This window comes from Lachnospira sp. (assembly GCF_016290755.1).
GTDB classification, from domain to species: domain Bacteria; phylum Bacillota; class Clostridia; order Lachnospirales; family Lachnospiraceae; genus Lachnospira; species Lachnospira multipara.
Genome location: NZ_JAEEVD010000011.1, coordinates 1 through 14,325 on the forward strand (window position 1 = coordinate 1; position 14,325 = coordinate 14,325).

The 14,325-nt window shown below is 36.1% G+C and carries 14 protein-coding genes; 3 read left to right on the forward strand and 11 right to left on the reverse strand.

Annotation, left to right across the window (positions count from 1 at the left end; all coding sequences use genetic code 11):
* From QVA17_RS04480 to QVA17_RS04530, 10 genes are all read right to left on the reverse strand, one after another.
* The coding region (locus tag QVA17_RS04480) for an RNA 2'-phosphotransferase (protein WP_287386743.1) at positions 1-185 on the reverse strand (185 nt) is incomplete at its 3' end.
* Between the two features lie 46 nt (positions 186-231).
* Positions 232-825, reverse strand: a complete 594-nt coding sequence (locus QVA17_RS04485) for a helix-turn-helix domain-containing protein (protein WP_287386745.1) — start codon at positions 823-825, stop codon at positions 232-234.
* 490 nt (positions 826-1,315) lie between these two features.
* The gene (locus QVA17_RS04490) at positions 1,316-1,720 is read right to left on the reverse strand and encodes a GNAT family N-acetyltransferase (protein WP_287386747.1); all 405 of its coding nucleotides are present in this window, start codon (positions 1,718-1,720) and stop codon (positions 1,316-1,318) included.
* A gap of 9 nt (positions 1,721-1,729) precedes the next feature.
* A complete protein-coding gene (locus QVA17_RS04495; protein ID WP_287386748.1) occupies positions 1,730-2,185 on the reverse strand; it encodes a GNAT family N-acetyltransferase in 456 nt (151 codons plus the stop codon).
* Between the two features lie 99 nt (positions 2,186-2,284).
* Positions 2,285-3,139 (reverse strand): KilA-N domain-containing protein, encoded by an 855-nt coding sequence (locus QVA17_RS04500; RefSeq protein WP_031556325.1) that lies wholly within the window; start codon positions 3,137-3,139, stop codon positions 2,285-2,287.
* Between the two features lie 30 nt (positions 3,140-3,169).
* Entirely contained in the window at positions 3,170-3,466 is a 297-nt protein-coding gene (locus QVA17_RS04505; RefSeq protein ID WP_031556326.1) for a hypothetical protein, read from the reverse strand.
* Positions 3,467-3,762: 296 nt separating this feature from the next.
* Positions 3,763-4,866, reverse strand: a complete 1,104-nt coding sequence (locus QVA17_RS12520) for a histidine phosphatase family protein (protein WP_330635154.1) — start codon at positions 4,864-4,866, stop codon at positions 3,763-3,765.
* Positions 4,867-5,000: 134 nt separating this feature from the next.
* Positions 5,001-6,488, reverse strand: coding sequence for a 23S rRNA (uracil(1939)-C(5))-methyltransferase RlmD (gene rlmD, locus QVA17_RS04520; protein ID WP_287386751.1), 1,488 nt, complete (start codon positions 6,486-6,488; stop codon positions 5,001-5,003).
* A gap of 144 nt (positions 6,489-6,632) precedes the next feature.
* Positions 6,633-7,571, reverse strand: a complete 939-nt coding sequence (locus tag QVA17_RS04525; RefSeq protein ID WP_287386752.1) for a 3'-5' exoribonuclease YhaM family protein — start codon at positions 7,569-7,571, stop codon at positions 6,633-6,635.
* 43 nt (positions 7,572-7,614) lie between these two features.
* Positions 7,615-8,844 carry a S1C family serine protease gene (locus QVA17_RS04530; RefSeq protein ID WP_287386754.1) on the reverse strand — a complete coding sequence of 410 codons (1,230 nt, stop codon included), beginning with the start codon at positions 8,842-8,844 and terminating at the stop codon, positions 7,615-7,617.
* A gap of 152 nt (positions 8,845-8,996) precedes the next feature.
* Between QVA17_RS04530 and QVA17_RS04535 the strand changes: the two genes are divergently transcribed.
* The 3 genes from QVA17_RS04535 to QVA17_RS04545 are packed head-to-tail and all read left to right on the forward strand — an operon-like array spanning position 8,997 to position 13,556.
* Positions 8,997-11,369 (forward strand): endonuclease MutS2, encoded by a 2,373-nt coding sequence (locus tag QVA17_RS04535; RefSeq protein ID WP_287386756.1) that lies wholly within the window; start codon positions 8,997-8,999, stop codon positions 11,367-11,369.
* Positions 11,370-11,388: 19 nt separating this feature from the next.
* On the forward strand, positions 11,389-12,090 hold the full coding sequence (locus QVA17_RS04540) for a response regulator transcription factor (protein WP_027430944.1): 702 nt from the start codon (positions 11,389-11,391) through the stop codon (positions 12,088-12,090).
* A 23-nt stretch (positions 12,091-12,113) separates the two neighbouring features.
* Entirely contained in the window at positions 12,114-13,556 is a 1,443-nt protein-coding gene (locus QVA17_RS04545) for a HAMP domain-containing sensor histidine kinase (RefSeq protein ID WP_287386758.1), read from the forward strand.
* Positions 13,557-13,618: 62 nt separating this feature from the next.
* Here the strand turns inward: QVA17_RS04545 and QVA17_RS04550 are convergent, their stop codons facing one another.
* Positions 13,619-14,320 (reverse strand): 3'-5' exonuclease, encoded by a 702-nt coding sequence (locus QVA17_RS04550; protein WP_287386760.1) that lies wholly within the window; start codon positions 14,318-14,320, stop codon positions 13,619-13,621.
* Positions 14,321-14,325 lie beyond the last annotated feature (5 nt).

Genomic DNA, 14,325 nt, shown 5'->3' on the forward strand with positions numbered 1-14,325 from the left:
CTCTGTTTATTATCAGTCCTGACAATTTCTTCCAAGATATCCCTACTAAATTCATGAGTCTTTGCTATTCCTGCAATTAATTCATCGACATTGGCCCAGCCATGTTCATCTAAGCTGATGCCTATTGTCTCTGGTTTATGCCTAAGAATAAGACTCATGAATTTGCTTGTATCATTTAAACTCATATATTATCACTTCCTTAAATGTTGGTTATTTTCGTTAAACAGTTTATTAAAATAAAAGCTCTAAAATCAGTAATATTCCACCGCAAACCACCGCAGCTATAACGGCTGACAGTATCGGTGCTAAAACTTTTTGATAAGGACGTTTTGCTTCTTCTCTAATCTGGTCCTCTTTATAAAGCGTCTCTCCCTTTGTAAAGGCAGCAATCTCCTTATACGTTTGAACATTATATTCCTTTTTACACTTTTCAATTCTAATGGCAAAATACATTGCGCAAGCAAACAGCAATACAGATGGTATGAAAAACCAAAATCCGGTTGTGTATGCCAATACTGGCATAAAGATAAGAAGTGCCACTATAGAAATCAGCATTCCTATCACATAGGTGTGCATCTTATTAATGTCTGCCTGCGTTTGTTCTGTGATGATTCTTTCCATCTTTTCAACATCTCCTTTTAATAGTTGGTCTACGGAGACATTAAAGATTTCACTTAGAAGCAATACGCTCTGAATATCCGGATAGCTTTTGTCATTCTCCCAATTTGAAATTGTCTGCCTTGAAACAAATAACTTTTCAGCCAATTCATCCTGGTTAATATTTTGTGCTTTCCTTAATTCTTTGATTCTGTTCCCAAATTCCATTCTTATGTCTCTCCTTCCACCTCACAATACCAAGATATTGATTTCGTTGCCATCAAAAGGCTTTGACATTTACACTTTTTAGCAATGTCAAAATCTTTTTACATGCCGCAAAATAGGCATTTCTACGCACTTTTATAATCTTACCATATTACGAATGCTAAAAAAATAAGGTACTGGCCGGGTTGCCCAAATCAAGGAAAAAGTCTGGAAAAAGATTAAATTTCCGGTTTTGGGAAAGTTCAATAAATTTACAACTAATCTAAACCTCACAAAAAGCTGTCAAAAAGGCAACAAATTCTTGCCTTTTCAAGGTTTTATAAAACTAAAATTGCCTATATGCGTAAAATAAGGGCGAAAAAGATAAAAAGCACAGAAGAAATCTTGAGATTTGTTGCCCTACAGGAGATTTTTTTCTTCATATGGGCATTGGATATTCTCCTTTGCCCATTTTTCATTATTGCTTTATTAAATACTTAATTACAGATATTCCTTATGTCCATAAAGATGTTATAAACATTGGCGATGCATCATTGCTCTTTTCAAAACCACAATTCTGGTAAAAATGCATTTCATTGTCATAAGCAATTACAGCTATTCTAAGATAATCCTGATACTTATCTTTAATCTTATTAATTAGTGTTCTGCCAATCATCTGATTATGATATTCTGGATTAACTAATAAATAATGGACATATGCATTCATTATTCCATCATCCATGGCACAAACCATTCCAACTAATTTGTCCCCATCATAGGCAGAAAAAACTGTGTTGAAATTTTTCATTGCAACACATAGTTTTTCCGGATAATGACCTGAAGACCAATTAACCGACAAAAATAATTCTTCCAGTTCATTTTTATTAAAATCATGTTTATCTGTATATTTGATTCCCAACGTAGCCTCCTATATTAATTCCATTTCTGATTCCATTTTTACAAAACCATATTTCTCATATAAAGGTCGCCCCATATCTGTTGCCTCTAATGATATCTGTTTAACTCCACGTTCTTTTGAAAAATTAACAAGCATATCTAAGGTTTTATAAGCAATCCCTTGTCGTCTATAGCTCGGATCTGTATACATATTCATGATGTAAGCTTTCTTGCCACTGGGATTATGATAGGTCGGCATAACATTATAAAAGCTAACACCGCCTGCGCCTATAAATTTACCATCATCCATTACGAGAATTGCAAAATGGGTACCATCTGCCAATGCCTTTTTATAATAATTATAAGATTCTTTTTCTACCTCTGTCATATCAACAGAATCATCTAACTTATTTGCCGCTCTTAAAACTTTAACACGGGAAGCAGTCAATAAATCAATATAATCCAAAGTTGCCACTCTATATTCCATGTTTTTTCACTCCTATGATTTTTTTATACCATCTGAAAATATTTCAAAGCATACCTAAATTGTATAATCCGGACCTGAAAGCATATGGCATTTTTTCATTTACGACTCTCCTCCTGGAAGCCTTTTGATAGCATCCATACTGACAGCAGATAAAGTTTCCATCTGCTTAAGAGCTAATTCTCTAAGCAATACAAGACGCTCCGACATTGCTTTCCCCTGTTCTATGAGAATTGCGTTATAACTTTCCATATTTGCCAGTACAAGAAGTTGATTCAGCGTTGCGTCATCTCGAATGTTACCTTTCTTATCAGTATTATTTTCACGCCACTGTTTTGCCGTCATACCAAACAATGCCACATTCAAAATATCCGCTTCATTTGCATATTTATATGAAATCTGCTCCGGTGTAAGCTCCTGCAAAATAAGATTATCCTTAATAGCATCTGTGTGAATACGATAATTCAACTTTGCTATCTCACGATTCAGATTCCAATTCAGAGACAATCGGCTGTTTTCGTCGGACTTGAGCCGTTGGTAATCTTTGATGATATAAAGCTTAAATTCCGGAGAAATCCAAGATGCAAATTCAAAAGCTATATCAATGTGCGCATATATCCCACCACCATATCTTCCGGATTTTGTGAACAAACCTATAGCGCCTAATTCATCTTTCCAATTCTTTATTGAAAACACAAACGCGTTTGTACCTGCATCTTCTTTAAACGTATCGAAATCGATACGTTTAAAATCAGGATTATGTAAAATTTCCCAAAGTCCAAGAAATTCTACCACGTCTCTTCCACGCAACCAGTTATGAATTGTAATTCTAGGATCAATGCTTTTATACCTAGCTATATCTGTCAATGATATAAATTCATTCTTAAAATCAGTTGTGTAAATACCTATATCTATGCCTGCAGCATGTATAGTTTCTTTTTTTATTGTCTTTGCCATATATCCTCCGATAAAATCCGATTAAATTGTTCACTTTCGAACAATTTTTGAATCATCTGCAATTTTCTGCAATTCCCTGTAATATGCTAGATAACGATAAGCTGTTCTCCGGCTGACATCACCTTCTGCAACAATCTCTACAAGAGTCTTTCCGCTCTCATACTTCAAAATGAAATCATTGTATGCAGACATCCAAGCTTCATCATGTTTTTTTCGACCACCGAAGTTACGGTTACGAAGCTTTTCGTTTTCCGCCTTAAGCTCAGCAACCTCTTTTTCTAATTCTTTTATTCTCTTAAGGGCTTCATCAAGAGTTGTAACTTTCATTTCGTGCCACCTCGCTTTCTGACACTATTTTAATTCTGCACTGTGTTACTGTCAACTTGCTTTTTGACACATGCTCTTTTCTAATTTCATCCCTAAGCCTGGGTTGTAATAACATTACTTATAATAATCTTTGAGTCGGTCACCAATTTTTTCGTATAAATAAGTTTCTCTGGCTATTGGTACATATACACGTAAACGTTTCCTTATCGTGTCATCATTCATTCGGATTTTATTTTTCTTGTTTCCACGGCATAAGCCCTCCTTAATATTTGTTAGAGTTACCTCTACAAATATAGTCAACACTTTTGATATTCCTTATAAATATGTGCCAATTCCCTCTTATCTATCAGTTCATGACCTATAAATGATAATTCCACTATATATGGCATCCAATCAATGAACCGAAGAAAATCATCCACATCAAATGCTGGATCATAATAATTCAGAATGGTGCTAAGTGCAGTTCCATGCGTACCTATGACAACTGTTTTCCCATTAAACTTGTCAAGAATGTCAAATAGAGCACTGACATTGCGTTCCTGCGTTGATCTGAGGGATTCTCCACCTTGCTCCGCATAATCAAAATTTGTCCACCTTTTAGAAAATTGTCCCATTCCATTTCCGTGTTCACCGCACTTCCTCTCGCAGAATCTTTCATCCGTGATAATACTCATAGTGAAAAAATCAGCAGCCGCTTGGATAGTATCTACACATCTTCTATATGGACTTGAAAAAAATGCGTCAATCTGTCTACCTTTTATCGTATCCAAAACCACTGCTCTATCTAACATTCCTTCCTCAGTAAGTGGTCTGGTCCTGTCATCTTCCCATGAGTGCAACGACTGCGCATGCCTCACAAAAATCACAGTAGTTTTATTCCCGACTGTAAAGAATTCTTCTTTCAGCATTTGAAGCACACGCAGCTCTCTCTTTATCATCTGATAATTGAAAGCGTTCTCACTGGTATACTCGTCATTTACCCGGATTGCTTCGTCAATATCAACATCTCTTAAAGTAAACTCCAATTCTTCCTCGTAACTGTCAAGATCCTGCCCTATGTTTGCTTCACTTACATCACAGAAATAATAGAAATTTTCCTGCTCAAAAATGGTATTCTCATCTCTATCACTGTTTTGTCTTCTCAAAACGCTGCCGTATTCTCTAACGGTTTCCGGTATAACAACAAGACCTGTTTCCTCTCGCACTTCCCTAATGAGCGTATCTATCCTGTCCTCATTACCACGGATTCCTCCACCAGGAAACTTATAATACTTCTCGACAGGGCTGTATACCATGCGAAGTTTGCCTTCTCTTCGTATGATTGCTCTAGCAGACGGTCTTCTATATGTCTTAAAATCTTCTTGGTAGTCTTTAAGATCAAGTGTAAATAATCTTCGCAAAATCCGACTTCCTCCTCCATGCTGATGTTTTTTACTGTTTGATAATCCACTCTGCTATCTCCAATGTAACATAAAACTTATTCATTGAATGATTTGCTTCGTAAAGCCCTTCCGGCGTAATGTGGTGCTCGGTATCATTTAATTTGAACCAATAAACATACATTTTCTACATGAACAGTATGAGGGAACATATCCACAGGCTGCACTTTCTCCACCTTAAATCCCTTCTCGCATAAGAACTTAAGATCTCTTGAAAGTGTTGCTGAATCACAACTTACATAAACAATTCTTTCAGGTGCCATTAATACAAGTGTATTAAGAAGCGCCTCATCGCAACCCTTTCTTGGAGGATCAACTACAACTACGTCTGGATGCTTTGCAGAAGCGTCCCCGTCTTTACCATAAATTTCAGGAACCACTTCTTCAGCTTTACCCACCATAAAGTTAGAGTTTGTGATGGCATTAATCTTAGCGTTATTTTTAGCATCCTCAATGGCCTGAGGAACTATTTCCACTCCATAAACCTCCTTTGCCTTTTTAGCAAGGAAGAGAGAAATTGTACCTATTCCACAATACATATCCCATACCACTTCTCCTCCAGTAAGACCTGCAAATTCTAAAGCCTTAGAATAAAGCTTCTTAGTCTGAATTGGATTTACCTGGAAGAAAGATAATGGTGAAATCTGGAATTTAATATCTGCAATAAAGTCCTCAATATAACTGCTGCCATAAAGAGTTTTACACTCTTCCCCTAAGATTACATTGGTGTCCTTTTTATTCAAATTAAGCATAATAGATGTTATTCTTGCAACACCATCACCCTTAGCTTTTAAGTCCTTTTTTAAATCTTCTGATTCTAAGTCATTAAATCTTGAAGCAGCACTTGTCTTTAATTTACTAAAATCAATTGAAAGTAATTTCTCATTAAGCTTATCTGCCTGCTCTGCCTTTAAGCCATTTCCATTAATTACAAGACAGACCATAATCTGACCAGTTGTAAAGCCTGTTCTTATAAGTACATGGCGAACAAGTCCCTTATGCTTAGTTTCATCATATGCAGGGATAGCATTTTCCTCCATCCACTCTTTAACTTTTTGTAAAATATAGACATTTTCCTTAGCACCAATAAGACAATCCTGGTTATCAATAATTGAGTGGGTTCTACCAGCATAAAAGCCCATAACAATCTTGCCATCTTTATTTAATCCCACTGGATACTGTGCCTTATTTCTATAATTAAATTCCGACTCCATGCCAATAACTGGAAGAACCTCTAATTTAGAAGCTCCTGTGAAACCACCAATTCTTTCTAGATTACCTTCCACTAAAGAACGCTTAAATAAAAGCTGAGCCTCATAGTTCATCTGCTGAATCTGACAACCGCCGCACTGTCTAGCAACAGGACACTTTGCCTCGATTCTTGCAGGACTAGCCTTTAGGATCTTCATTAAACGGCCATAGCCATAGTTTTTCTTAGCCTTAATAATCATTGCCTCGATTTCATCCCCGATTAGGGCATCCTTTACAAATAAAGTGTAGCCATCAACTCTACCAATACCCTCTCCACTAGTGCCTAAATCTGTAATTGTTAATTTAACTGTGTCGTTCTTTTTATATGGCATATTAATCCTTTCTTTACATAAAGTCAGCTTGCAACGAATCGTCACAAGCTGTCTTAATAATGTCTCTTTTTTTCTATCTAAAACGTTAATATATCCTTAAAAGCATCAATGCTCTTAAACTACAACCCCTTAAGAACAATGCTCTTAGATAGTTTTTCTAACATTAGCATCTAACCATCTGTTAAAGCCAATCCAATCGTTAGTGTCCTTAGCTTCAAGAGCTTCTCTTAAAGTCTCTAACTTAGCATCAATATTATCTGCCATTGAAAGAGCAATAGCCTCTGCAATTGATGGCTTCTTAGGAGAACCATATTCAAGTTCGCCGTGGTGAGCTAAGATACAGTGTCCAATTTCTAATTTGAGAATTTCCGGGAAGCCTTCAATCTTCTTGATTTTCTCCATAACCATCTCATAACCAATTACTATATGTCCAAGGAAATTTCCTTCGTCTGTATAATCATTTTTAGGAAACTCTGATAACTCTCTAGTTTTACCTGCATCATGAAGCATAGCTGCACTAATAAGTAAGTCTCTGTTTAAATAGTCATAGTTTGATGCCATCTTATCGCAAAGTCTTGTAACTGAAAGGGAATGCTCAAGTAAGCCTCCTGTAAAACCGTGGTGAACTGTCTTTGCTGCTGATGTATTCTTAAATGCCTTAACAAAATTCTCATCATTTCTAAAGAAGGAATTAAGTAACTGCTTTAAATATTCATTCTTAACGCTATCTACAAAGCCAAGTAATTCCTTAAACATATCCTCCACATCATATCTTGAGGATGGTACATAATCAGAAATTACATATTCATCTTCATTAGCCACTCTAATTCTTTCAACTTTAAACTGAAGGCTTCCGTTGTAGCTTGAAATCTGGCCTGATACATCTACAAAATCGCCTACCTCAAACTCCTGAATTCCACCAGAATTTAAGTCCCAAATCTTAGTATCAATCTGACCTGTCTTATCAGCAAGAATTACATTGCCATATTCCTTATTAGTTCTTGTAAGGGCAATCTGTTTCTGCTTTACATAATAAACTTCGCTAATTCTTTCTCCATCTTTTAATGTCTCTATATATCTCATTTTGTTTCTCTAACCTTTAGTTATCCTTTCTAATTAAACCTGCCTACTTTCTTTTAACTGTAACGTCAAAGGTTATCATCTGTAGGCTATCTTTACCTTTTCTCTTAACGGTAATTTCCATTACATCACCGTCTGATTTCTGATATAGTTTCTCACTAAATTCTTGAATTGTCAAAAGGCTTTTTCCATCCACTTCAACAATTACATCTCCTGCCTGTAAGCCCGCTAAATAAGCCGGTGAATTAATCTCTACAGAAGAAATGTAAACCCCTGTTGGAAGGGAATATTTCTCTGCCAATTCATCAGTAATATTCTGTCCTTCAATACCGCAGTACATTACCCCTTGATTGTTAATCATCTCTTCAATGATCCATTTTAAATCTGATAAACCAAGAGCCTTTACTGTAGCATTTTCACTTTCATAAGTTATGCCAACTAAGGCTCCACTTGAATTATATAAAAATCCATAATCGCCACTAGTCTTAGCAACATTAGTTTCAAGTATCTCGAAATTATGGTCTATGGCTATCTTTGTAGATAAACTTGTAATAGTACAATAATTAATTGTATCCACAGAACTATGCAATTTTCCAACAAATATCAACATATCTCCCTGATCTAGCACATAGGAATTACCTAATGTTGCTACTTTTAAGGAATCTCTTATATTCACAGAAATCGCAGAATCACTAAACTTATATAAACTTAAACCTAATTCTTCTGAAGTGTAAACTTGACTTAAAACCACCTGACTTGAATCGCTAAAATTAACTACCAACTCAACATCCTTATCATTCTTATCTCTTACACTTGCACTTGTTATAATCAAATATTCCGAATTAACATGCCCCACAATAACCCCTGGCATCTGATTAGCGCTGTTATCGCCAAGTTCAGATTCAAGGTCATTATACTTATAATCAATTGTTACCACACTTGACTTACAAGCATCCACCATGGATTTAAGATTATTTAGGGCACTATCATAGTCATCCCCAATATCAGGAATATCATCTTCACTGTACTGATCATCAAAATAATCTTCATAGTCATCCTTCTCAATATAGATGACTTCAGTATTCTTCTCTATAATCTTAGCCTTAATCTTTGGCCAAACCAATTTATATAATAATATTATTGCTGCAAGTATCCAGATAATGATTACTATAATTCTAACAATCCTAATTAATTTCTTATACTTCACTCTAGGATTTAAAACTACCTTTTCAGTATATAGCTCAAAATCTGAATTCTCCCCGTTGTCGCCTGTCATAAAAACCCTTTCTTTATAAATAAAACCCTTTTTACATTCTATATTATACACAATATTATGGTTTTTTACCTCAAAATAAGATAAAATTAATTTGGTGCACTATTTTTATTTGTACCTATTAGATATATTTATTAGTTAGGAGTGACATTTTCTTGAATAAGAAAGCAATATATACATTAGAATTTAACAAGATACAAGAACAGTTAGTAGCTAAGGCTTCCTCTGAAGGAGCTAAGGCAATTCTTAGAAAATTAAAGATTGAAACTGATATTAATATTATAAATGAAAAGCTAGACGAAACTAATGACGCTCTTTCTAGAATTTTCCAGAAGGGCAGCCTTGATTTTAGCAAGGTTCGTGACATTAGAGACTCTCTTTTAAGACTTAAGATGGGAAGTTCACTTAACACTAGAGAACTTCTAAACATTAGTGATATACTTACATTATCTAAGCAAATCAAGGAATATTACGAATATAAAGAAGATAGTCTTCAACCAAGCATCGATGCCCTTGAAGAGGCCACAAGCCTTAACAATCAAATTAAGCGCTGCATTCTTTCAGAAGATGAGATTGCAGATGAGGCATCCGCTACACTTAGTGACATTAGACGAAACAAAAGACTTAGCTCCGATAAGATTCACACAGAGCTTAACCGTCTTTTAAATTCCTCAAGCGTAAGGAATTGTCTACAGGATTTTGTTATTACATCAAGAAACGGAAGATACTGTCTTCCTGTTAAGGCTGAATATAAGTCTCAGGTTCCAGGTATGGTCCATGACCAGTCCTCTACAGGTTCTACACTCTTTATTGAACCAGCTTCAGTTGTTAAATTAAATAACGACATTAAAGAATTAGAACTAAAGGAGCAGGCAGAGATTGAAGTCATTTTAGCTAAGCTTAGTGCAAGTGCCAATGAATATCAGGACGTACTTTTAAGCGACTATGAACTTCTTACAAATCTTGATGTTGCCTTTGCTAAGGGAAATTTATCAAAGCAGATGAAGGCCGCAAGACCAACTATGAATACCAACGGAATTATTAACATTAAGAAGGGGCGTCACCCACTTATTGAACAGCACGTTGTAGTTCCTATTGATATTTACCTTGGCCGCGATTTTAAGCTACTTATTATCACAGGTCCAAACACTGGTGGTAAGACAGTTTCCCTAAAGACAGTGGGTTTACTAACCCTCATGGCTCAAGCAGGCCTTAACATTCCTGCTCTCGAGCATTCTGATATTGCTGTCTTTGAAAATGTTTTCGCAGACATTGGTGATGAACAAAGTATTGAACAATCTCTCTCTACTTTCTCATCTCATATGACAAATCAGGTTAAGATTTTACGCCATGCCAATGAAAAAAGCCTTGTGCTTTTTGATGAAATTGGTGCCGGTACTGACCCAACTGAGGGTGCAGCCCTTGCAACATCTATTCTTAACCATTTAAAGAATAAAAATGTAACAACTATGGCAACTACTCACTATTCAGAGCTTAAGATGTATGCCCTTACTACTGAAGGAGTTGAGAATGCCAGCTGTGAATTTGATGTAGAAACTCTAAGTCCAACTTATAAGCTACTTATTGGTGTACCAGGAAAGAGTAATGCCTTTGCCATTTCTAAGAAGCTTGGCCTACCTGAATACATTTTAAAGGATGCCAGCAAGCGTCTAGAAGAAGATGACATTAAGTTTGAGGACTTAGTTACAGACCTTGAGAATACTAGAGCAAAGCTAGAACGTGAGAAGGAAGAAATCACTGCTTACAAGGCTGAGATTGAAAGTCTTAAGGAAAAGCTTGAATCTAAGAATGAAAGAATCGATCAGAGTAAGGATAAGATTTTACGTCGTGCCAACGAACAGGCTGCTGCCATCCTACAGGAGGCTAAGGACTACGCAGATGAGACAATTAAAGTTATGAATAAATCCGGCATGTCTGTTAAAGAGCTTGAAAAGCGCAGAACTGAAGTTAGAACTAAGATTAATAAGCGTAATGAAAAGCTTAAGGTTGAACCTGCTAAGCTTACAAAGCACACATCTTCTAACATTGAAGATTTCAAGAAGGGCATGTATGTTCGCGTTCTTACAATGAATGTAATCGGTAGAATTACTGATATTTACCCAACAAAGAAACAAGTAAATGTCCTTATTGGTAGCTTATCAACTAAGATGCCAATTAAGAATCTAGAGATACTTGAAAACTATAAGGACCCAGAGGAGTCTAAGGCAAATGCATCTAAAACTTCTACTGGTTCTAGCAAGATAAAGATGGGCAAGGCCGCTCATGTAAAAACTGAAATCAACTTACTTGGATATACTGTTGATGAAGCCATTTCAGTTCTTGATAAATACCTAGATGATGCTTATATTGCAAAGATTCCACAGGTAAGAATTGTACATGGTAAGGGTACTGGAGCCCTAAGAAATGGTATTACCGCCTATTTACGTGGCGTTCCATATATTGCAAGCTTTAGACTTGGAAATATCGGGGAGGGCGACGCAGGCGTTACAATCGTAGATTTTAAATAAAAAAAAGGGGAAAAATAAAATGGCAACAAAACAAAAAGTAATGATCGTAGATGATGATGAGAATATTGCCGAATTAATCTCACTTTATCTAACAAAGGAATGCTATGAGACACTTATAGTTTATGACGGAGAAAGCGCTCTTTCTCAGTTTCAGACTTTCAAGCCAAATCTAATTATCCTTGATTTAATGCTTCCAGGCATGGATGGCTATCAGGTTTGTCAGGAGATTAGAAAGCATAGCAACACACCAATCATTATGTTATCTGCAAAGGGGGAAACCTTCGATAAGGTCTTAGGACTTGAGCTTGGCGCTGATGACTACATGATTAAACCATTTGAAACTAAGGAATTAGTGGCAAGAGTTAAGGCAGTGCTTCGTCGCTACCACCTTCCACAGCTTTCTCTAGCAGAAAACTCTAATTCAAAATGTGTTGAATACCCAGACCTTACAATTAACCTAGACAACTACGCTGTAAGCTATGCTGGCAGCAATATCGATATGCCACCTAAGGAAATTGAATTACTTTATTTCCTTGCAGCTGCACCAAATCAGGTGTTTACAAGAGAACAGCTACTAGATAATATCTGGGGTTATGAATATGCAGGAGATACACGTACAGTAGATGTACACGTTAAAAGAATTCGTGAAAAGATAAAGGACAATGACCACTGGGCCCTTGAGACCGTTTGGGGTATTGGATACAAATTTGTTGTAAAATAAGACATTAACGGGAGAATACTAATATGCGCTATAAAATGCTTTATAAACATATTTTGATATATGTGCTAATTACTGCCTGTAGCCTAATTTTAGTTAATACTGTATGTTATAAAACTCACTACAACAGGGAGTACCATTACTATGCAGAGAATATGTATTCAATGGCAACCCAGATATCTAGTGAATATGCCCTAGACTATTTTAGTGAATCACATTTACGTGAAATTGAGCTAGAATTAGCGACTATTTCTAAGCTTGACGGCACTCGTATCATTTTCATAGAACCAAATGGAACTGTGGTACTTGATACAGAATATGATAATAGCAACAGCAGCGATTCAAATGTGCTCTATACCGTAGAGGGCTTTGATTATAGCAAGTTAAAGGGAAGACACACGGAATATAGCGATTTTTATGGAACTTTTGACAGTCCCGCAATCACAGTATATGCGCCAATAACCTACACCTATGAAATTAAAGGTTACGTAGTTATTAGCATGCCAGAATCCGTGGTGCAAGATAGAGTTGATGCCACCTTTAACATAAACTACATCACCCTAACAATCGTGCTTGTGCTAACCCTTGCCTTTTTGATTGTCTACTTTATTCAGGTTCACAAGCCTCTTAAGAAGATTATCAAGGCAACGGAAGAATATGGTAAAGGTAATTTTGACTACAAGATTAATATTAAAAATACCGACGAAATCGGTAGGTTAAGCTCTTCCCTTGAATATATGGCAAATCAAGTTGGAGATATGGATATGTTCCAGCAAAAGTTCCTATCCAATATTTCCCATGATTTTAGATCGCCTCTTACCTCAATTAAGGGCTATCTTGAAGCCATTGAAGATGGAACAGTTCCACCAGAAATGATTAAGAAATATATTCGAATAATTCTATTTGAAACAGATAGACTTACTAAATTAACTAGTAACATTTTAACTCTTAACGAACTTGACCCTAAGAGTGTGCGCCTTGAGATTACAACCTTTGATTTAAATTCCATCATAAGACACACCGTTGAAACTTTTGAAGGAAAATGTAAACAAAGACACATAAACTTCTCAATAATTTACGCAAGCTCTAAGGAATTAGTTAAGGGGGATAAATCAAAGATTGGTCAGGTTATTTATAACTTAATTGATAATGCTATTAAATTTAGCCCAGACCACTCAACCATTGCAATTACCGTTAAGGAACGAGGCGAGAAAGCCTTTGTTTCTGTAAAGGATCACGGTTGTGGAATTCCAAAGGAAAATCTTGATAAGATTTTTGATAGATTCTACAAATCAGATGCCTCAAGAGGTAGAGACAAGAAGGGTTCAGGCCTTGGCCTTTCAATTACCAAAGAAGTTATTGCAGCCCACGATGAAAACATCGATGTAATCAGTACAGTAGGTGTCGGTACAGAATTTACCTTCACCCTTGAACTAGCAAAGAAGTCCAATAGCTCCTTTCTAGATTAAAAAATTTGCGAGCAAAGAGATTATCTCCTTGCTCGCTTTTTATATGTCTTTTTTATTCAAACCTATCTACCGTAATTTGATAAAATCCCATCAATAGCCTTTGAAGCCTCACTCTTTGTAAATTCTTCTATAGGCTTTTCAAGAGTCAGATTGTGCTGTGCACAAAGGGATGAAAGAAATCTAATCTGGGCAGCCGTAATAGGCGATGTCTTCTTTATTGAATAAAAGACCTCCTCTGCTCCATTAATTAATTCCTCATCACTAGTTAATGCCGCCAACTTTTCATAAAGTCTAAAGGCACTAATGGCATCATCATAGGCTCTATGAGAATGTCCTGGATCTATATTAAAGTAAACACATAAATCCACTAATTTTCTTGAGGGAAGCTCTGGCAATAACTTTCTTGCGATTTTAAGAGTATCAATAACCTTATTAGGTATATTTTTATTATTAGCCTTAGCTGCCACCTTTAAAAAGCTATAATCAAAGGCAACATTGTGACCTAAAATCACATCGTCCCCTATAAATTCCACTGCATCTCCAATTATCTCTTCAATGCTTGGCTTGCCAATTAAATCGAGAGGTGTAATTGAAGTAATATCTATAATTCTCTGGCTAAGCTCTGTGTCAGGATTCACTAGCTGATTAAAAGTCGCAACAACTTCCCCCTCCACAATTCTTGCCATGCCAATTTCAATAATCTTGTCGTTACTAGGATCAACCCCAGTAGTTTCAAGGTCTAGGGCAACAAATCTCTTTAGCATACTTT